Raw genomic sequence first — 17,634 nt, 5'->3', positions numbered from 1 at the left:
CATCCAGAGAGACGGTCAACATTCGTTGGGCGGCGGGGCGGCCGACACCTTCGACTGCACCACGGCGTGGACGCCCTCACTGACATTCGGCACCCACCAATGCCTTCTGGTCCACGCCGAATGCCTCAACGATCCAGTTCAGACTCCGTGGCGGGCAGACCTCGACCGCCACGTGGCCCAGAAGAACCTCACCATCGCCGCCGGCGCCGAGCAGCAGATGTCGCTGACGATCACCAACCCGTTCAGCACCGAAGCGCTCGCCACGGTGGCCGTGCGCACATGGCGGGTCCAGGGCCTCACCCCCGACATCGCCGCGAAACTCGGCACCACACAGTGGGACTTGCTCGCCAACGCGGGCGCCCCGCCCGTGCAGAAACTGTTGGCCGACCACGGCGCCGAGGTCCAGCAGACTGATCCAGTCGGGATCGTGTTCGACGGACTGGGCGACGAGGGCCCTTTCGAGCCGTTCGACGAACGCACCCAACAACAACTGCGCGAACGCGGCGGCGAGGGAATGGGTGGACCTGTGCTGGCCGAGGCCGTACTCGCTCCCGCCTCCCAGCGCGACGTGGTGTTCTTCTCCAATCCCCCACACGACGGCCATGACTGGGCCTACGTGCATCACCTCGTCCAGCGGCTCGACGACGTCGAGCTCGGCGGCTACGCCGTCGTCGCGCACCCCGCCGGCTGATAGCCGCAGGCAGGTCAACGGCGCCCGCCGCTCCACCTGCCACTATTCGGACTAGTTGCACTAGTGCGAATAGTGGATTGCGGGTAGGCTCAACCCGTGAAAACCATCTCCAGCACCGAAGCCAAAGCCCGCCTCAACGCACTACTGGCCGAGGTGGAAAAGACCGGCGAGCCAGTCACGATCACCAACCACGGCCGCCCAGTGGCGATCATTTCACCCGCCCACACCAAACCCCGCACCTTCGGCCAGTTCCCCACCCTGACCGTCCCCGACGGTTTCGACGACCCCCTACCGGCCGAAGAACTATCGGCATGGGAATCGGCCTCGTGACCGCATACCTCCTCGACACCAACGCCCTACTGCGGCTCGTCTCAACACCAAACAGCATCCACCCCGCCACCCTCGACACCCTGGCCGACCAAACCAACGAACTGATCGTGTCAGCCGCCTCCGCATGGGAAGTGGCGATCAAGACGCGGATCGGCCGACTCGACGGCGCACCGCTCCTGGCAGCCTGGGACGAAACCCTGGCCGCCATGAACGCCACCAACCTGGCCATCGACTCCGCCGACGCGATCGTCGCCGGCCAACTCAACTGGCCCCACAAAGACCCATTCGACCGGATGCTCGTAGCCCAAGCAGTCCGCCGCGGCCTCACCATCGCAACCAGCGACGACCAGATCGCCACCGGCGCCTTCACCACCGTCATCACGCTGTAAACCGCGGGGAGACAACACATGACAACCAAACCCCTGAACTGGTCACAGCGGGTCACCATGCGCATGATCGCCGACGGCCGCTCACCCGCCGGCGGCGACAGCTACCTCGACACGACCGGCCTGGGCATCCCCGGTGCCACGATTCACTCACTTCGCCAGCGCGGACTCATCGAGCCCTACTCACTCACACACCCAGGCTGGGTCCTCACCAAAGCCGGCGCTGATGCGATCAACAGCGGCGCGTGCGACGAGCCCCGCGACTCCTGAAGGTTCAGCATGGTCGACATCAACGGCGGCGGATTCACCCTCTACACAACAATTCCCATCTCCCAAGCCCCCTACCCCCACGGTCTCGGCAAGATCGGACACGAGGAGCTCGAAACCGACATGAAACAGCTGCTGGGCATCCATCACGGGAACCAGACAGCCAACGAGCAAGCGTTCTGGACACCCCGATACCAGCGGCTGCTCAACCACCACCTGAAACCCTTCTTCGACCCGGCGGGCGATATCGTCGAGATCGCGCGCCAGGCCACCGCGCACGCCCACAGCAATCCCGTGCTGAATCAACGGCTGCCCTCGACACCCGACGCACAAATCCGATACCGGGCTCAGATGCCAACACTCGGCCCAGAAGTCCCCCAGGAAGTTGTCCGCTGGCGCGACCATCCCCCCGAGATCACCCGCTACGCCGACGGCGTCACCCGCTACGGCAATGGCCGCCACCGCCTTAGCTATCTGCGCTCCAGAATTCAACCGATCGACCCCAACTTCCAGGTCCTCGTCAAACTCGATCACATTGAGCACCAATGGTCTTGACCGCAACAACACAATGCCCGCACAGGCAGGAGATTCGAACGATGATTGCTTACAAACTGATCTGCGACGACTGCCCGTACGCGATGGACACCGCCGTCAGCGACAACAGCTCAGACACCGCAACCGCGGCCCGCGAATACGCCCATGCTCAAGGCTGGATCACCCGAGACGACCGCGACATATGCCCACGATGCGCCCTGGACGGGGCAGACCTGGCGGCGCAGTTCAACGCGTGGATGGATACCGATCCGGACGAACGCGAAGGCGGATACAGCTCCACGAATCTCACCTGGCACGAACGCCTCAACGCGGTCGGCAGATGGGCGACAGCCACGGGCCGTGACAGCGACGCGGAGTGGGCCGTCAACCACTACCTAGACTCGGCCAGCCCCGCCCAGGTCGACTGACTCATCATCGGCAACTGCTATGCGTAGCCGAAAAGCGTGGGCGGGCCACTCGGTTTGTCAAGACGTAGCAACGTCACTCCGCGCATGACGTCGAGGTAGAGAATTTCGCGATACTTCCGTGTCACGGCCGCCGGCACTGCTGCGGATTCTCGACAGTCCGAACGGTTGAACAATCGCAGCATGGTCTGCTGTGGGTCGCTGTCGTCGACGATCACAATCTGGTCGGTCAGCATCGCGACGGCACCGTAAAACACGTTGGGAACGGTGAACTCGCAGCCGACGTCTCCAGTCCCGGAGTACTGGCGTGCCTGCCTGTCGTTGAGGACTAGGAATCCTCCATCGGATGGACTGCTGGCCCATCGATTTCCATCGCCCAGGTCGACCCCGCGACCAGAGGGAATGTCAACGAACACGTCGCTGACTCGAACTGTGCTCAACCAGGCGATACGCACGGAATAACCGTCGCTGCCCGCCGGGATGGCCCACCAGTGCCGCACATCGCGACGCTCGCCCGTGGTGAATGCGGGCACAACGCGGTGGGTAAGAAGCTCGCCGGTCTCCGGGCTGACTGAGAATTCGCGTAGCTCAATGCGGTCGGACGTCGAACAGTCACCGATGGTGACCAGTCGATGGCGATTGTCAATGCTATAGCTGGCAATGTCGTCGAACAGACTTGTCATCGGCTGTGGGTCATAATCGGCGCCGCACTGCACCGGGTTGGGAATGCTCCACTTCTGCACGCCGGTGCGAGCATCGAACAACGTCCATCGCCGCTCATCACGCGCGATCAGGAATGGCGATTGAACAGCATTCACGCTGCGCGGCCTCAAAGCCGCGGCCACTAACGGATCTGTCGACGACCACAGTGTGCTGCCGGTGACCGCATCGAGCGCCGTCACCAGCGTGACACCGTCTTCGTAGGCGCGGGTGACCACCACGCCGCCGTCGTCGAACACCTCAAAGCCGGCCAACCGCGCTGAACCCGGGCCGATGCGGCTGTAGCGCCATCGTTCCCGACCCGCTGCGTCGTAAGCGATGACCGCCCGCGGAGTTTCACGCATGGCGACGAACCCATCTCCGGCGGGCCGCGGCGTCGAGCTCGGGTAGAAGGGACCGGTAGGTGTCCACGGCATCTCAAACGTCTGCTGTCCCAGCCGACCCGGCCACGCCGCCACCCGGCCACCAACGTCCTGAGCCGTTTGAGCGATCACGTAGCGCGCGTCGTCGCCGTTTCGCAGCGCAGGCGAGGTGATCACCGCGGTCAGCGCGACCGCCACCACCGCCCCCGCAATCGCAGCAACCACGCCTATGCGTCCGGGGCGGACCGGGCACGGAATCAGCACCAGTGCGGTCACCACCAGACGGGCAACGGCGAGGACCACGCCGCTGGTCACCGTCCACATCTGCTCGGTCGCGGGAATCGAACTACCGACGGCTCGGCGGAGCCTGGCGAACCCGCTGAACGCGTACCAGCCGAGTAGACCCCCGGCGGCCCGGCCAAGAGCCACCGATACTCCGATGCGTCGGCGTTTACCGCGCTCGCCGGAACCGGTCCACAATGCCCACCCCGCCACAAGAGCCGCGACGAGACTGATAGCGAAAATCGACCACGACAACCGATTCGAGACACCGACGATCTCACCGCACGACGCGCAGATCGGCCGGCTGGCCACAGCAGCGGTGAAAAGACTGACCGCCGCGGCACACAGCAGACCGGCAAGAGCAGCACCGACTCCCACGTACTGCAGAACTCGTCTCAACACGCCCATCACCCCCCCGACAGCAACCTACTGGCGTGAGCTAGCCAGATCCCCGATATGTTAGGTAAGAGCTGGCCGGGATTATCGTCAGTAAAAGAGGAGACCGGTTATGACCAGGTGCAAAGCAGAATTTTGCCCGATGTGGGGCGGCGATGACTGCCTGTGCGAGGTATTCGGCCTCGATCCCGACAACCCGCCTCGCAACGGCACCTTTACCGTCACCCTCCCCCAAGACGAGACATGACCGGCGCACTCATCAGAGAGTGAAGGCCACAGCCGCGTCAACTATCAGCGGCGACAGGGCCCTCCGGGACGAGAACTCCGCTGACTTCGTCGGCGACGTAACCGTTCGGCGGGGCCAGTGGCAGCGGCACCACGGTTCCACCGGTCTCGGCCGCGTAGCGGTTAGCTTGCTCAACCTCGGCGTCGGTGAAGACACTGAGCGCCTCCGGCTGCCCCGGGACCCGCACCAGCATGGTGAACTCGGAGATCTCGGTGTCGTCGGTCCGCTTCCGCGGCTTCTGCACACCAAGGTTGGAAGGTTCGGTCACAACTCCATTGTCGTCGCCACCACCGACACCGCGCCAATCACTCAACGGCCCGCTTCCGAGTCTCGCCGCCTATGTGTTGCCGGCTTCTTCGATCCGAGCTGACACCGGGACCACAAGACCAGCCATCACCGACTTCGGCATGTCGACGCCACAGGCGATCACGTCGATGACGATGTTGTTTCGCCATGCCAGCCCACGCACGCACGTGTTGCCGCCGCCCTCCGAATGGAATGTGGCCGTGAGGATTCCATCGTCGTTGGTGACGTCGCCGACGGCGTAGTTGACTTTCTTGGACTCCGCCGCTGTGAGTTTGTCGATGACACGGTTGGCGCACTGCTGCGTCCACACTTCTTGTTGCTTGGCCACGAACCCGGCCGCGGCGGCCGCGTCGGGAAACGCGACCACCACCTGTCCGATTCGCTTGTCCTCACCGGAATCTGTCGTCCCCCGGTACCGAACACTGGTCCAGCCGCTGCCCTTATACGCCGAGTCCTCACGCGCACCCAGCAGACCGATGCACGCGTTGTCGGCGTTGCGGCCGTCGGTGCCTTGCATCTCGGCCTTGTCACCGCTGATCGTCATGGCGTGCGCACCCACCGCCTCGGCGACCTCCTCGGGCGCGCTCAACAGACCGGTGAGCTTGTCGTCGGCCAGCGGTACCCCATTCACCTCCGGGCTCGGCGCACCCGCGCCGCGAACGGCGAAGGCCGTGCCCGCCAACGCAATCGCCACCACCACAGATAGTCCCGCGATGATCGTCAGGACGCTCGGTTTCGACATCATCACCGCCCTACTGTCCCGGGACCCGGCCGGCGAGCTGCTGCGCCCACTCCACCCCCCGCGAACCCACCGACGCCGAGCACACCCGAACATCGATCGCGACATTGCGACGCGAGGTGAGCACGTGCTGACACGACCACGGCTCAGGGCCTGGGCGGGTCAATGTCACCGCCAGCACACCGTCGACGAAACTCGGTGCCGCCACCTGATACTGCTCATCTCCCTCTTCGGTGTGCACCGTCACCGTCTTGTCGGTGCACTTGCTCCACCGCCCACTCTCGCCCGACACGACTTCCGCTGCGGCAGCTGAACTGTCGAAGGTCGTCGCTTGCTGCATGCCCTTCAGTAGCGGCACACGCGTGAAGTCGGGCCCTTGCGCGGGATCCCAGTCCATGAAGAACTGCGACCGTGTGGTGTCGTAGTCCGCCCACCGGTACCCCTGCTTCTGCGTCGGTGCCGCAACCCCACCGCATTCCGGATGGTCGCTGGTCAGCGAGCTCAGAAAGAAGTAGTCCCCGGGCGGCCAGATCGGCGTCTTGAAGAACGCCTCCATATCGTCTCGCGTGCCCAAGATGTCGCCGAGCTGGCGGCTGCCGACCAGGTTGGCCTCCTTCGGAGGCGGTGCTGCTCCGCGCGGCGGCGGCGCGTAGTTCGGCGGCAGCGTCAGCGGAGCTGCCGCCGGAATCGCCGGGCTCGACCCCGCGAAGTGGCTCACCAGCATCACCACCGAGACCAGCGACACGATCAACGACAACCCGGTGACGCCCAGCGCCACCCAGGTCTTCACCGGCCGCGCGCGCCGCACCGGCCCGGCCGGCGGCCACGACGGCGGCAATGGTGGTGGTGGGCTGGCTGGGGGCGGTGGCCCGAGGTGCCCCCGCGATGGCAGCGGGCGCCGGGTCGACTTGTCGATCGGCATCGTGCGGTCCCCAGCCCCGGGGACATCACCGAACGGTGGCTGCTGCGGCCCGGTCATCGAATCCTTCTTTCCCCGAACTTATTTCGCCGATGGGATTCGTTCGGCGATCTTGGCGGCCAGCGCCGGCGCTTGAAGGCCTTCGTCGTAGTAGCCGCACGTTTGGATGTCGATGCCGATGTTGCGCCGCACCGCCAGGGAATGGTGGCAATTCAATGTCCCGCGCCCCTCCTCCGGAAAGGTGTGCAACGAGATCGACAGCACGTCAGGCATGTCCTTTTCAGCCGGGCCTGGAAACCAGCCCGTGGTAGCCCCGCCCGGAGCGGTCAGCCTGATCTCCCAGCCACCTTTGGCGCACTTCTCCCACATCTCCGACTGCGCCGCAAAGAACTCTTGGGCCTTCTGCTCGTCACGAAACGTCGTGAGAACCTGAATCGCACGCGACCCGCGTCCCCGGTCGACAGCGCTCTGAAACTCCACGCCCGTGACACCGGCACCCTCATAGCCGTCGACACGCAATCCGGGTGTCGGCGCGGTCCCGCAGTCGTTGACCGGTTTCCCGCCCCGCAACGACCGGTCCGCCGTGCCTTCGACCAGTTCGGTTCCTCGACCGTCGATCTCCAGGACCGCCCCCAACGCCGCGTTGAGGTCCTCGACGGGCAGCAGCAGTTGCGCCAACACCTCACGGTTCAACCCAGGAGCCAGGCCGGCCGACGTCGTCGTGTCCGCCGGCACCCCCGCAGGTTGCGTCGACGAGCTCGCGCCGCCGGCGGCCTCGGAGGCCTGGCCGCTGCTGTCGCCTCGCATGGCGATGGCGACCGCGGCGACCGTCACGCCCGCCGCCACCACCGCGGCACCGGCAACCAGCCACAGCTTCTTTCCCGGCCCGGACCCGCCGGGGGGCGTCATCGACGAGTTCCACCCCGGGCCCGGCTGTCTCGCGCCCGGCCCGGGCGGCGGGGTGCCGTAGCCGGCCGGCCACTGCTGCGCCGATGAACGCTCCTCGCCAGACGCACCCATTCCCCGCGCCCCGCTCCCGTACCGCCTCGGCAAACTCCCAGCAGAGCCAACTACCTCAGCCGCCTCGGCAAACTCCCCGCAGATGCTATCCGTCCACCGCCAAACATCAAGGCAGATCAAGACCGCGGCCGACGTGCCACCCAACCTGCCCAATCCCACCGCAGTCTGCGGGTTGAATAGGTTTGCGTTCCCGACCGCCGGTGGAGCAGAGGAGTCAGCCCGTGCCCGAGAGCCGCCACCGCTACCTCTACGAGCGCCTGGGCGACCACGACTTCCAGCAGCTCGTCAGCGCACTGCTCGCCAACCAGTTCTCCGACTACATCGCGATGCCGCTTCGACAGGCCGACGGCGGCCGCGATGGGCTCCGCAAGCTGGACAAAGAAGTCTTGGTCTACCAGGTCAAATGGTCAGCAACCGGAAAGGAGAAAGATCCAGTCACGTGGCTGAACCAGGTGGTGCGATCGGAGGAAAAGAGCCTTCGACGTCTGGCCGCGCAGGGCGTACGGAACTACGCGCTCGTCACCAACGTGAGCAGCACCGCCAAGCCGGAATCCGGCACCTTCGATCGACTGAACAAGAAGTTCGAAGAGCATGCGAAAACCTTCGGCTTCGACCAGATGACCCCCATCTGGCGCGAAGCGCTCGACCCCTGGGTCGACAACGCCCCCACGGAAACGAAGTGGGCCTACGCCGACATGCTCGCCGGATGGGACCTCATCCGGTTCCTGGTCGCCGAACACGTCGGAACAACCAAAAACCAGGCAGACCGCAAACTGATCCGACAGATCGCCGGCGCCCAATGGGACGACGACGAGCGAGTCAAATTCAGCCAGGCCGACGTCGACCAGGAAAGAGTGGTGGACCTCTTCGTCGACGTCACCGCTGACCAGGTGCACTCTCCGCCCACCATCCGGCACCGATCACGCACGTCCAGCGCCCTCGGCGGCGCGGCCGCGCATCTGCTGAACACACCGACACCGTTCACCTTGGTGCGCGGCGCTCCCGGGCAGGGCAAGTCGACGCTCAGCCAATACGTCTGCCAGGTGCACCGCAGCGCGTTCAGCCCCCAATCAGAACGGCCCACCACGCTCCCGGCGTTGAAGAATCCTCGGTTCCCGATCAGGTTGGACTTGAGCGACTACGCGCTGTGGCTCGCCGGCAAAGACGTCTGGGACCACTCCGACGACCGCAAACCGACCAGGGCGCGGCCACGCAAAGGCGAGCACGCGACGATCGAGTGCTTCCTCGCTGACCTGATGACCCACGAGAGCGGCGGCATCACCGCCACGGCGGGCACGGTGCAAGACATCTTCGATCGCGTTCCCAGTCTCGTCGTACTCGACGGACTCGACGAGGTCGGCAGCGCCACCACCCGACGCCGGGTGGTCAACGAAATCAACGCCTTCGCCAGCCGCGGAAGGACCTACACCGAACCACTCAAGGTGGTCGTCACCACACGCCCCAGCGCGGGCGAGCTCGCAGAGCCGGCGACCGACAAGTTCGAGATCATCACGCTAAACCAGCTCACGGGCGAGCAGCGGGCCGACTATCTACGCAAGTGGTGCGCCGTGCGGGGCATCAGGAGTAGCGATGGCCGCACACTGCGCAAGAGCTTCCACGAAAAAAGCCGCGAACCCTACATCCACGAGCTCGCCGGCAACCCGATGCAGCTGACCATCCTGCTGGATCTTCTCCACCAGCAGGGCGCGGCCACACCCACCCAGCGCACCGACCTCTACGACAAGTACGTCGACCTTCTCCTCGCCCGCGAGGCCAACAAGCACCCCAAGGCCGTTCGCGACCACAAGGAGGAGCTTCTCGAGATCATCCCGTTCCTCGGCTGGTACCTCCACGCCCACACCGAGGAGTCACAGATCAACGGCCGCATGAGCATCGACGACTTGAAGGCGGCGATGCGCCACTTCCAGCGCACCTACGGCAACCGCGAGTCGATCGTCAACGAGCTCTTCGAAGGAGCCAGCGACCGCCTGTGGGCCTTGACCAGCAAGATCGACGGCACCTACGAATTCGAGGTGCTGTCGCTGCGGGAGTACTTCGCCGCGCGTTTCCTCTACCGCAACGCCGGTGAGGACCATCCCGATTTCGACACCACCACCGTGCTGCAAGAACTGCTACGGCGCCCCTACTGGCTCAACACCGCCCGGTTTTACGGAGGCAACGCGAAAGGCAGCGACCTCTACGTCCTGGTCGCCGGCATCGAACAGGAGCTGGCGCACACGTCGAGCTCCGCGTCCTACCTCGCGACGTGGGCGCTGCTCACCGACGGCGTCTTCGTGCGCCGCCCGCGCGAGGCCCGCAAAGTGCTCACGGCACTCTGCTCGGACGTCGGGACCGAGATCCTGCTCTCCGCGCTCGACAGCCGCGACATCATCGCGCTTCCCGAACTACCCAACCTGCCCGACTCGGACGGCCCCGACCCGACCTGGTCGCGCCTGACCACGCTGATCGCCAAGAATCCCAGCGACAGCGCCAACCCACACCATGTGCGTGTGCTGCGGGAACTGCTCAACCAGCGCAGCAAGTTCACGCAATGGTGGTACGAACAGCTCACCGCAGCGATCGGCACACCCCAGCAGAACGCGTGGCTGGCGATCGGTGCATGCTGTGAAGCCGGCGCCGGGATCACCGCGACATTCGACGACATGGACCTGTCTGACGGCGCCGCTGAACTTTTCCTCAGCACCGGACTCAGCCCGCACCCCGGAAGTCCGTTCGAGGCAGCGCTTCTCACCGCGGTGCTCAACGGCGAATGCCCCCGCGTCACCTCGATCAGCTCGATGCCGGCGCAAGTCGCTGCGGCCATGGCACCCGGGGAGTTCCTGACCGACTCCCGAACCGGCTTCATCTCGGGCGACGACAAAGCCAAACGCCGCAGATACGAAGCGATCAAACAACTCCGCAAGGCCCGCTCACCGTGGGAGCCGATCGCCAACACACGTGCGTTCAAGCCCGGCTACAAGGCCAGCACATTCCCCTGGGCCGACACCGCCGCAGCCGCCCACGAGCACGCCGGACGCTGCTGGATCGCCTCGGAGATCGCGATCATCGGCGCCGCCTCACCGTTCGGGATCGGGTACAAGAAGTGCGCTGACGCAACAGCATTCGGCACCACCGGCCACCCCACCGAGCTTCTTGCTCTGACCCGCTCCCACTCAAGCCACGTCGACTGGTGGCGCGCGCAGCTGCAGGGTATCGACGACGACCTCGGCCGAGCAGAATGGGCACTGGCGCTGTGGTGCGTCGCGGACAGCCCGGTCGTTTCCGAACTGCTGCCCGAACTCACCGACGTTCTCCGGCAGCTCCCGGTCGCGCGGCGGCGAACGGTCCTCCGCGCGGCAGAACAGATCGCGCGGTTCGGCTGGTTAGCGAGTCGCCCAGTCACCGGTGACACCGCAGACGCCGAGCTGGACGCGCTCAATCGACTCCGGGGACCGGCCGCGGCGAAACCATCAGAAGACAGCTGCGGTGCGCCCGATCAGACGACACTGCCGTCGCTTCTCAGCGTTGCCCGCGCCAACCGGTGGCTCAAGGTCGACACGGCGGCCACCTACCGATAAACGGTACTGATAAGCCCCCTTATCAGTTCAGCATTTCCCCACTCACCGGCCGTGCGAGCTGAATTGTGTTAGAACACTTTTGACACCATCGGGCCGCACGTGGCGGCACGTCGAGCGAACAGGGAAAAACACCATGAGCGACCAGATCGACTTCGAACACGCCGTACTGCTCCTCGAGGAACACCTCGGAGGACCGGTACCCGAACCCATCATCGCCGACCTCCAAGCGCTGGTAGCCCACACACTGCGCATCGGCAGCGACCAGGCCATCAACGCGGCCAAACGCCTCGTCGCCGTGGCCTACGACACCGGCGCCACCAAGGCCGATCTGCTCACCCAGCTCGACCGGCTCACCTCCGACAAACACCACCCACCGGCGGCGTCCTGCCCGGATCGCCGCCGCCCCGGGCATATACCTCGGGACATGAGCACAACCACCAGTATCGATCGGCCGCGGCGCCGCCACCGGCGAGCACTGCCGCTGGCGGCCACCGTCGCCGCCATCACCGCACTGGCCCTCTACCTCGCGATCGCGCTGGCCGCCATCGCCGGCACCTTCATCCTCGGTGGACTCGACGCGATCGCAGCCCCCACCCACGTCTCCGACCTCCGCACGCACCCCACCATGACCAGCTGGATCCGCGGCGCGCTGCTTCCCGCCGCGCTGCTCGGCCTGGCCGCGGGTGCTGGGGCGGGAGTCCGCGCACACCGCGCCGGCAGGAAGTGAATGTCGGTGACCGCTGCGACAATGCCGTCAGACGCACAAGGGGAGACGACGAACGTGACCGACACCAAGGATCCCGGCTGGACCGCATTCACCGTGCCGCGCGCACTGCTCGTCGGCAAATCGCTGCTCTTCGCCCCCATGTGGCTCGTCGCCGCGCCAACCGCGATCACCGAATTCGGCTGGCTGGCCGTCCCGGCCGCGTTCCTGTTCGTCGCCTTGTCCATCGGCTTCATATGTGACGCCCGGAATGTGTGGACCGAGCCCGAGCACGAAGCCATCCCTCAGCCACTAGAGGCAGCAGCCGATGACCGGCCCGGAAGCACCCCGTAGAAACGGATCAACGAATGCCCACGCCGGAAGACTGGTGGCCGAACTTTCCGCCCACACCAAAAGATCACCGACCCAAGAAACCTGATATCTGGTGCCGGCGGTTCGACAACCACATCAACGACACCATCCGCGCTCTCGACCAACGCTCCACCGAAGCGGTCAAAGGACGCGAATTCCAGGCAGCACTACTGCGCGCACACAGCCAATACCTCAGTTCCCAGCCGGACGGGGCGCGCCACTTCCTTGAAGAGGTCTATGCGATCGCCTCGCGGGCGTTCACGTTCTACACCGCCCGCAACAACGCCGAACTTGACCCGTTGATCTCCAAGCTGCGCTTCGATCTCGCCGGCCTCGCTGAAGTACTCAGCTCCTAGCTGCGTTCGGGCGTGCGGAGCCTCCGGCGGGAGTCGAACCCGCACCGATGCGAGGTAGAAGCTCGCCGCTCTGTCCGTTGAGCTACGGAGGCCGTAGAAACATGGCGGAAGGCAAAGGAATTGAACCTTCAGGACTCATTGCCTGGCACGGGTTTCGAAGCCGCTTCGCCGCCGTGGCGCTGCCTTCCCTGGTGGTGGCTGTTGAGCCGGATGCGGGCCTCGAACCCACGCATCCTGTTTACGAGACAGGTGCTCTATCCTGTTGAGCTAATCCGGCATGATGTGGTGCGCCGGACGGGATTTGAACCCGTGACCGTCACCTTATAAGAGTGCTGCACTTACCAGCCGTGCTCCCGGCGCATGGCAACTGCTTGGTGTCCCCGGCGGGAGTCGAACCCGCACCGACGCCGGGTTTAGGCCGGCCGCCCCACGGGGACCGACCGACCGAGTACCCCTGGGAAGAATCGAACTCCCCTCCTCAGCTTCGTAGACTGTCGCTCTGTCCGTTGAGCTACAGGGGCTTTCAAAAACGAAGTGTGTGGCGCCCCTGGCAGGATTCGAACCTACATCCTCCGGTTCCGGAAACCGGTGCGCTGTCCGATTGCGCTACAGAGGCATTGGGGTGACGGACGGGATTTGAACCCGCACCCTCCGGGATCACAACCCGGGGCTCTACACGTTTGAGCTACCGCCACAGCGGAAGTGGAGGGACTCGAACCCCCAACCGCGGATTGCCGCGGCGACGGCTTAGCAAGCCGCTGCATTACCGTTCTGCCACACTTCCAGGGTGGAGTGCCGGGGTCTCGAACCCACGCACCTCCTGCTTGCAAGGCAGGCGCTCTACCAACATGAGCTAGCACCCCTTTTTAGCGACCCTGACGGGGCTTGAACCCGCGACCTCCACCGTGACAGGGTGGCGAGCTTCCCACTGCTCTACAGGGCCAATGTGCTGGTTGTCCGGGGAGGGATTGAACCTCCGGCCTCCGCTGTATCAGAGCGGCGCTCTCACCGACTGAGCTACCGGACACTGGCGCACCCCGTGCGGGACTCGAACCCGCTCCCCCGCTATGAAAGAGCGGGAGACTAACCCATATCCGAACGGGGCCTGACTGGTTGGTGCCGCCGGCGAGGATCGAACTCGCAGCCTCCCGGGCTTCACTCGGGTGCTCTGCCAGGTGTTGAGCTACAGCGGCGTGGTAGTCCGTAGGAGATTTGAACTCCTGCCGTCTGGCTGAGAACCAGGTGTGCTGCCGCCTACACCAACGGACCGTTGCTGCCTCGTCAGGACTCGAACCTGAACGGCCGGAACCAAAATCCGGTGGGCTACCAATTACCCAACGAGGCACCGATATTTGGATGCGCTGCCCCGCCAGGATTCGAACCTAGACCGACTGATCCAGAATCAGCTGTGCTGCCGGATTACACCACGGGGCAATTGGTCTGCGCGGAGGGATTTGAACCCCCTGAGCCGAAAGGCAACTGGTTTACAGCCAGCCGTGACACCGCCGTCGTCACCGCGCGCAGATGGCTCCCCGACCTGGACTCGAACCAGGAATGAGCACACGCTCGACGGCTTAACAGGCCGTTGCCATGCCAGTTAGGCGACCGGGGAACGAGGGCCGGGGCGGGGCGGACGAGGTGAAGAACGTCGTCCGCCCCGCCGAACGGGATTACGCCATCGCGGGAACTCGGTAGCGGGCCCGCTCGCGTGGCTCGTACGGCTCCCATAGCAGCCGCATCCCGGCCTCGCCCGGCGTGCGGTCGTCCTTGCGCCCGTTGCACGGTGCGCACGCTGCGACCAGATTGAGCCAGGTGTTCTGCCCGCCGCGGGACTCTGGCACGACGTGGTCGAGAGTGTCGCCGTAGCCGCCGCAGTAGGCACAGGTGTAGCGGTCACGGGCCAGCACCCCGTCGCGGGTGACCCGGTTGCTGGGCCGGTACGGGACGTGGACGTACTCGCGCAGTGCGACCGATACCGGCAGCTCGATGATCGTCGAGGGGCTGTGTATGTGCACGGCCGGGCTGTGACGCTCGATCACGTAGACCGAGCCCCGCAGCAGCAGCCGGATAGCCTCCTGCCAGCTCACGTGGGTCAGCACGCGGTAGTCGGCGTTGTACACCGCCACGGTCTGCTGACGGTTAGCCCGATGACGGAAATCTCTCATGCCGCGTGCCTCCTCCCTGAATAGTTGTCGCGAACGATGATGATGGTTGCGCGGGGTGGATTTGAACCACCGACTTCCGGGTTATGAGCCCGGCGGACTGCCGAACTGTCCTACCGCGCATCGTGTTTCCTACGTACCCCCGGAGAGATTTGAACTCCCGGCCTCCTCGTTGTAAGCGAGGCGCTCTCCCACCTGAGCTACAGGGGCCTGTGTTGCGTTACCGGTCGGGATGACACGATTCGAACGTGCGAAATCTCCTGCTCCCAAAGCAGGTGCCTTACCAAACTTGGCTACATCCCGTTGGCACGGATGGAGGGACTCGAACCCCCAACTCACGCGGTTTTGGAGACCACGGCTCTACCAGTTGAGCTACATCCGTCTGGAGCGGCCGGCGGGAGTCGAACCCGCGTGGACGGCTTTGCAGACCGCTGCCTAACCACTCGGCCACAGCCGCTCGAAGAGCCGTTGACGGGACTCGAACCCGCTCTGTCAGTTTGGAAGACTGATGTGCAAACCTGTTACACCTCAACGGCAGTGAAACGTTGGGGCGCCGTGAGGGTTTCGATCCCCCGTCCCCAGATGAAGAGTCTGGTGCTATCCCAACTCAGCTAACGGCGCATGCGTGGTGGGTCGCCCGGGACTCGAACCCGGAACTCATGGGTAAAAGCCAAGAGTGATACGCGATTTCACCAACGACCCGATGTTGTGCGCCTAGTAGGATTCGAACCCACACTGACCGGTTCCTAAGACCGGTGCCTCTACCATTTGGGCTACAGGCGCGTGACACCACCAAGAGTGCGCTCGACAGGACTCGAACCTGTACGCCCAGATCGGGCACCCGGGTTTGAGCCGGGCGCGTCTTCCGGAAATTCCGCCACGAGCGCGGATGCCACCACTGTGAAGTTCTCAAAGTCCTGACACAGCACGCGGATTCGAGTGCTTGTCTGCGGTGCACACCTGGACGGTGTGCGTTGCTGGTTACTCATCGTGCATCGCGCAACGACGGTTGTCGAGGAATTATTTCGCCGAAAACTGTTGGCGGACAGGCCGTTTGGGTGCACCAAACTATAGGAATGTCAGACGACGTTCCTAGCAGCGCAAACACCAAAAGTGAGAGATATATGAGATTGTTCTTCGGGCCCAAGCTTCCGATCGGGGCGCACGCCCACAGAGAGGGCGGAAGACTGCTCATGACGGAATGACCGGAAGCGACTGGGCTGGCTGACGCCGCCGACGCGCTCAGCTTGGGCCGTCCACAACGGGGTATTCCCGCTGGTGAGGTCCGCGCACGACGATGCCGCCGATGATGCTTTTCGCATCCCGGCGAACGCGTAGTAGTCGCGGCGGATCATGGTCACAAATCAACGGTAGCAGCCGCCACCGACATCCCAGCCAACATTTTTCCGCAGCTCACAGCGCCAATCCCCCCCGTGCGAAACCCCCGCCGTGCGAAACCGCGAAAAGCATTCTCTAACCGGCGACCGGATCGCCGACTCCTCGGGCATATACCTCGACTTAGTAAGCACTCACCGATTCAAGAAAGGGCATCCACGATGGATCTGCCACTGATCATCGCCCTCACCCTCCTTTTGATACTCAGCATTCTCAGCCTCTCGATGACGTCCTTCTTCGAGGACAGGCTGGCCCAGGCCGGCCACCCGATGAGGCTGACAGAACTACGGCGCAACGCGCTGATCTGCGCGGCCGCCGCAATTATCTTGTCCGGCACCCTAGCCCAGATCATCAGTCCCATCGTTCCGATCATCGCAGTCGTCGCACTCTGGGCAGTCACGAACACACAAACAGCGCACCGCGAGTTCCGACAAGTCAAACGCATCCTCGAGCGGCGAGCTCAACCACCGAAGGCGGCGTGAGTCAGCGCCGCTACTGACCGAATTCCTTTGGGCGCAAGCCTCGCCATTTATGGCGGGGTGAGCCCATCCCGTCCATCGCCGGGCGTAGCCCGGCGCTCAAAGAGGCCGAGCTTGTCCGTCGTGGTTGTCAGTGGTCACCTCTACGGTTGTGCTGTGGGTAAGTCCTACCGCATGACGCCGACACCGGCCGAAGTTCCGGTGCGCAAGCCGCGTGCGCGCAAACGCGCGAAGGGCGCGCCCACGCATGTGCGGTCGTGGCCACTGCGCCCGACGGGCGCGCAGTGCCGTGAGATCGGTATCCGGTTTTTCACTGGGGTGCGGGTGTATAACGCGGTGCTGGCCGAGTTCATCGACCGTAGCCGTGCGGTGAAGGCCGATCTGGCGTGGCGGGCGGCACGCGAGTTGCCGCACCGCAGCCCCGCCGAGCGTCAGATACGGCGGGCTGCCTTCCGCACCGTCGAGCAGGCACACGGTTTCACGCTTGATGCGGCTCAGTCGTTCGCATCGTCGCTGCGTAAGTCGTGGGTGCGCGAGTATCTGCCGGCGCAGGAGACCCAGAACCTGGGGGCGCGCGCGTTCGATGCGGTCCGCCAGTGGCACGTCGGCACGAAGGGCAAGCCCCGATTCAAATCCGTCAAACGCGGGTTGCATTCGTTGGCCGCCAAAGACGGCAACGGTGCGCTGCGGCCGAAGACCGATCAGACAGGCCGACTGGTCGGGGTGCAGTGGGGTGCGGGGTTGGTGGTTCCGATCGCGCCGGCGGCCGTATCGGGGCGGCGCGGCCGGGAGCTGCAGACCGAGCTCGCCGAGATCGAAGCGTTGATCGCCGCAAGGAAAGTGTTGTCGACCCGGATCGTACGCACGGTGATCAATGGCCGCGACACCTACCGCATGCAACTCGTCATGGACGGGCGGCCGACCCA

General features: G+C 64.8%; 17 protein-coding genes, 28 tRNA genes and 1 pseudogene. 12 read left to right on the top strand and 34 right to left on the bottom strand.

Annotated features, from left to right (window positions below):
* The 6 genes from CWS39_RS29050 to CWS39_RS26730 form a co-directional block, all read left to right on the top strand.
* The coding region (locus tag CWS39_RS29050) for a hypothetical protein (protein WP_158240420.1) at positions 1-691 on the top strand (691 nt) is incomplete at its 5' end.
* Positions 692-787: 96 nt separating this feature from the next.
* Entirely contained in the window at positions 788-1,021 is a 234-nt protein-coding gene (locus CWS39_RS26750; protein ID WP_102145880.1) for a type II toxin-antitoxin system Phd/YefM family antitoxin, read from the top strand.
* Positions 1,003-1,410, top strand: coding sequence for a type II toxin-antitoxin system VapC family toxin (locus CWS39_RS26745; RefSeq protein WP_233213714.1), 408 nt, complete (start codon positions 1,003-1,005; stop codon positions 1,408-1,410). Before CWS39_RS26750 ends, CWS39_RS26745 begins: the two co-directional genes overlap by 19 nt.
* 18 nt (positions 1,411-1,428) lie before the next feature.
* Complete coding sequence (locus tag CWS39_RS26740; RefSeq protein WP_102145879.1) at positions 1,429-1,677, top strand: hypothetical protein; 249 nt, start codon at positions 1,429-1,431, stop codon at positions 1,675-1,677.
* Positions 1,678-1,686: 9 nt separating this feature from the next.
* Positions 1,687-2,229, top strand: a complete 543-nt coding sequence (locus tag CWS39_RS26735) for a hypothetical protein (RefSeq protein WP_102145878.1) — start codon at positions 1,687-1,689, stop codon at positions 2,227-2,229.
* A gap of 41 nt (positions 2,230-2,270) precedes the next feature.
* The gene (locus tag CWS39_RS26730) at positions 2,271-2,636 is read left to right on the top strand and encodes a hypothetical protein (RefSeq protein ID WP_102145877.1); all 366 of its coding nucleotides are present in this window, start codon (positions 2,271-2,273) and stop codon (positions 2,634-2,636) included.
* 17 nt (positions 2,637-2,653) lie between these two features.
* Here the strand turns inward: CWS39_RS26730 and CWS39_RS26725 are convergent, their stop codons facing one another.
* The 5 genes from CWS39_RS26725 to CWS39_RS26705 all read right to left on the bottom strand — a co-directional run bounded on the left by CWS39_RS26725 (position 2,654) and on the right by CWS39_RS26705 (position 7,663).
* The gene (locus CWS39_RS26725) at positions 2,654-4,399 is read right to left on the bottom strand and encodes an outer membrane protein assembly factor BamB family protein (protein ID WP_158240419.1); all 1,746 of its coding nucleotides are present in this window, start codon (positions 4,397-4,399) and stop codon (positions 2,654-2,656) included.
* Between the two features lie 278 nt (positions 4,400-4,677).
* On the bottom strand, positions 4,678-4,947 hold the full coding sequence (locus CWS39_RS26720) for a hypothetical protein (RefSeq protein WP_102145875.1): 270 nt from the start codon (positions 4,945-4,947) through the stop codon (positions 4,678-4,680).
* Between the two features lie 69 nt (positions 4,948-5,016).
* Positions 5,017-5,727 carry a sensor domain-containing protein gene (locus CWS39_RS26715; protein WP_158240418.1) on the bottom strand — a complete coding sequence of 237 codons (711 nt, stop codon included), beginning with the start codon at positions 5,725-5,727 and terminating at the stop codon, positions 5,017-5,019.
* A gap of 10 nt (positions 5,728-5,737) precedes the next feature.
* The gene (locus tag CWS39_RS26710) at positions 5,738-6,703 is read right to left on the bottom strand and encodes a sensor domain-containing protein (RefSeq protein ID WP_102145873.1); all 966 of its coding nucleotides are present in this window, start codon (positions 6,701-6,703) and stop codon (positions 5,738-5,740) included.
* Between the two features lie 21 nt (positions 6,704-6,724).
* Entirely contained in the window at positions 6,725-7,663 is a 939-nt protein-coding gene (locus CWS39_RS26705) for a sensor domain-containing protein (RefSeq protein WP_102145872.1), read from the bottom strand.
* A gap of 221 nt (positions 7,664-7,884) precedes the next feature.
* Between CWS39_RS26705 and CWS39_RS26700 the strand changes: the two genes are divergently transcribed.
* The 4 genes from CWS39_RS26700 (at position 7,885) to CWS39_RS26685 (ending at position 12,672) form a co-directional block, all read left to right on the top strand.
* Positions 7,885-11,241, top strand: a complete 3,357-nt coding sequence (locus tag CWS39_RS26700; RefSeq protein ID WP_102145871.1) for an NACHT domain-containing protein — start codon at positions 7,885-7,887, stop codon at positions 11,239-11,241.
* A 133-nt stretch (positions 11,242-11,374) separates the two neighbouring features.
* Positions 11,375-11,968: a hypothetical protein gene (locus CWS39_RS26695; protein WP_102145870.1), complete on the top strand. Its 594-nt coding sequence runs from the start codon at positions 11,375-11,377 to the stop codon at positions 11,966-11,968.
* 6 nt (positions 11,969-11,974) lie between these two features.
* Positions 11,975-12,298: a hypothetical protein gene (locus CWS39_RS26690; RefSeq protein WP_158240417.1), complete on the top strand. Its 324-nt coding sequence runs from the start codon at positions 11,975-11,977 to the stop codon at positions 12,296-12,298.
* Between the two features lie 14 nt (positions 12,299-12,312).
* Positions 12,313-12,672: a hypothetical protein gene (locus CWS39_RS26685; RefSeq protein ID WP_102145868.1), complete on the top strand. Its 360-nt coding sequence runs from the start codon at positions 12,313-12,315 to the stop codon at positions 12,670-12,672.
* Positions 12,673-12,690: 18 nt separating this feature from the next.
* On the opposite strand, the gene CWS39_RS26680 is transcribed toward CWS39_RS26685, so the two are convergent.
* The 29 genes from CWS39_RS26680 to CWS39_RS26555 all read right to left on the bottom strand — a co-directional run bounded on the left by CWS39_RS26680 (position 12,691) and on the right by CWS39_RS26555 (position 15,721).
* Positions 12,691-12,764: transfer RNA gene (locus tag CWS39_RS26680), tRNA-Arg, on the bottom strand.
* Positions 12,765-12,774: 10 nt separating this feature from the next.
* Positions 12,775-12,860: transfer RNA gene (locus CWS39_RS29045), tRNA-Ser, on the bottom strand.
* 16 nt (positions 12,861-12,876) lie between these two features.
* A tRNA-Thr gene (locus tag CWS39_RS26675) sits at positions 12,877-12,949 on the bottom strand.
* Positions 12,950-12,955: 6 nt separating this feature from the next.
* Positions 12,956-13,032 (bottom strand) — tRNA-Ile (locus tag CWS39_RS26670).
* Positions 13,033-13,121: 89 nt separating this feature from the next.
* Positions 13,122-13,193 (bottom strand) — tRNA-Arg (locus tag CWS39_RS26665).
* 18 nt (positions 13,194-13,211) lie between these two features.
* Positions 13,212-13,288: transfer RNA gene (locus CWS39_RS26660), tRNA-Arg, on the bottom strand.
* A gap of 2 nt (positions 13,289-13,290) precedes the next feature.
* Positions 13,291-13,367, bottom strand: a tRNA-His gene (locus tag CWS39_RS26655).
* Positions 13,368-13,369: 2 nt separating this feature from the next.
* Positions 13,370-13,456, bottom strand: a tRNA-Ser gene (locus tag CWS39_RS26650).
* A 4-nt stretch (positions 13,457-13,460) separates the two neighbouring features.
* Positions 13,461-13,535, bottom strand: a tRNA-Ala gene (locus CWS39_RS26645).
* A gap of 7 nt (positions 13,536-13,542) precedes the next feature.
* Positions 13,543-13,615 (bottom strand) — tRNA-Asp (locus CWS39_RS26640).
* Positions 13,616-13,622: 7 nt separating this feature from the next.
* A tRNA-Ile gene (locus tag CWS39_RS26635) sits at positions 13,623-13,699 on the bottom strand.
* A 6-nt stretch (positions 13,700-13,705) separates the two neighbouring features.
* Positions 13,706-13,777: transfer RNA gene (locus CWS39_RS29040), tRNA-Glu, on the bottom strand.
* A 9-nt stretch (positions 13,778-13,786) separates the two neighbouring features.
* Positions 13,787-13,865: transfer RNA gene (locus tag CWS39_RS26630), tRNA-Phe, on the bottom strand.
* Position 13,866: 1 nt separating this feature from the next.
* Positions 13,867-13,941, bottom strand: a tRNA-Glu gene (locus tag CWS39_RS26625).
* Positions 13,942-13,945: 4 nt separating this feature from the next.
* A tRNA-Gln gene (locus tag CWS39_RS26620) sits at positions 13,946-14,017 on the bottom strand.
* A gap of 16 nt (positions 14,018-14,033) precedes the next feature.
* Positions 14,034-14,106 (bottom strand) — tRNA-Gln (locus CWS39_RS26615).
* A gap of 2 nt (positions 14,107-14,108) precedes the next feature.
* Positions 14,109-14,196 (bottom strand) — tRNA-Tyr (locus CWS39_RS29035).
* Between the two features lies 1 nt (position 14,197).
* Positions 14,198-14,284, bottom strand: a tRNA-Asn gene (locus CWS39_RS26610).
* A 58-nt stretch (positions 14,285-14,342) separates the two neighbouring features.
* Positions 14,343-14,837 carry an HNH endonuclease gene (locus CWS39_RS26605; RefSeq protein WP_102145867.1) on the bottom strand — a complete coding sequence of 165 codons (495 nt, stop codon included), beginning with the start codon at positions 14,835-14,837 and terminating at the stop codon, positions 14,343-14,345.
* 43 nt (positions 14,838-14,880) lie between these two features.
* Positions 14,881-14,957 (bottom strand) — tRNA-Met (locus CWS39_RS26600).
* A 14-nt stretch (positions 14,958-14,971) separates the two neighbouring features.
* Positions 14,972-15,044, bottom strand: a tRNA-Val gene (locus tag CWS39_RS26595).
* A 17-nt stretch (positions 15,045-15,061) separates the two neighbouring features.
* Positions 15,062-15,137: transfer RNA gene (locus CWS39_RS26590), tRNA-Pro, on the bottom strand.
* Position 15,138: 1 nt separating this feature from the next.
* Positions 15,139-15,216: transfer RNA gene (locus CWS39_RS26585), tRNA-Trp, on the bottom strand.
* A 1-nt stretch (position 15,217) separates the two neighbouring features.
* Positions 15,218-15,291 (bottom strand) — tRNA-Cys (locus tag CWS39_RS26580).
* Positions 15,292-15,297: 6 nt separating this feature from the next.
* Positions 15,298-15,370: transfer RNA gene (locus tag CWS39_RS26575), tRNA-Gly, on the bottom strand.
* A gap of 10 nt (positions 15,371-15,380) precedes the next feature.
* A tRNA-Lys gene (locus tag CWS39_RS26570) sits at positions 15,381-15,455 on the bottom strand.
* A 5-nt stretch (positions 15,456-15,460) separates the two neighbouring features.
* A tRNA-Lys gene (locus CWS39_RS26565) sits at positions 15,461-15,536 on the bottom strand.
* Positions 15,537-15,543: 7 nt separating this feature from the next.
* Positions 15,544-15,617 (bottom strand) — tRNA-Leu (locus tag CWS39_RS26560).
* 16 nt (positions 15,618-15,633) lie between these two features.
* Positions 15,634-15,721: transfer RNA gene (locus tag CWS39_RS26555), tRNA-Leu, on the bottom strand.
* A 669-nt stretch (positions 15,722-16,390) separates the two neighbouring features.
* Between CWS39_RS26555 and CWS39_RS26550 the strand changes: the two genes are divergently transcribed.
* Together CWS39_RS26550 and CWS39_RS26545 are read left to right on the top strand one after the other, a co-directional pair.
* Entirely contained in the window at positions 16,391-16,711 is a 321-nt protein-coding gene (locus CWS39_RS26550) for a hypothetical protein (protein ID WP_102145866.1), read from the top strand.
* A 153-nt stretch (positions 16,712-16,864) separates the two neighbouring features.
* Positions 16,865-17,634, top strand: a pseudogene (locus CWS39_RS26545) (transposase); the annotation flags it as partial.

Source organism: Mycobacterium hubeiense (assembly GCF_002838065.1).
Classification (GTDB): Bacteria; Actinomycetota; Actinomycetes; order Mycobacteriales; family Mycobacteriaceae; genus Mycobacterium; species Mycobacterium hubeiense.
The sequence above is the reverse complement of the archived record's forward strand: the minus strand, read 5'-3'. Positions and strand labels throughout refer to the sequence as shown.

Coding starts and splice junctions, on each gene's coding strand:
- CWS39_RS26685 (WP_102145868.1), top strand. CDS start 12,313: ATGCCCACGCCGGAAGACTGGTGGCCGAACTTTCCGCCCACACCAAAA.
- CWS39_RS26605 (WP_102145867.1), bottom strand. CDS start 14,837: ATGAGAGATTTCCGTCATCGGGCTAACCGTCAGCAGACCGTGGCGGTG.
- CWS39_RS26745 (WP_233213714.1), top strand. CDS start 1,003: ATGGGAATCGGCCTCGTGACCGCATACCTCCTCGACACCAACGCCCTA.
- CWS39_RS26710 (WP_102145873.1), bottom strand. CDS start 6,703: ATGACCGGGCCGCAGCAGCCACCGTTCGGTGATGTCCCCGGGGCTGGG.
- CWS39_RS26695 (WP_102145870.1), top strand. CDS start 11,375: ATGAGCGACCAGATCGACTTCGAACACGCCGTACTGCTCCTCGAGGAA.
- CWS39_RS26730 (WP_102145877.1), top strand. CDS start 2,271: ATGATTGCTTACAAACTGATCTGCGACGACTGCCCGTACGCGATGGAC.
- CWS39_RS26740 (WP_102145879.1), top strand. CDS start 1,429: ATGACAACCAAACCCCTGAACTGGTCACAGCGGGTCACCATGCGCATG.
- CWS39_RS26705 (WP_102145872.1), bottom strand. CDS start 7,663: ATGGGTGCGTCTGGCGAGGAGCGTTCATCGGCGCAGCAGTGGCCGGCC.
- CWS39_RS26715 (WP_158240418.1), bottom strand. CDS start 5,727: ATGTCGAAACCGAGCGTCCTGACGATCATCGCGGGACTATCTGTGGTG.
- CWS39_RS26550 (WP_102145866.1), top strand. CDS start 16,391: ATGGATCTGCCACTGATCATCGCCCTCACCCTCCTTTTGATACTCAGC.
- CWS39_RS26735 (WP_102145878.1), top strand. CDS start 1,687: ATGGTCGACATCAACGGCGGCGGATTCACCCTCTACACAACAATTCCC.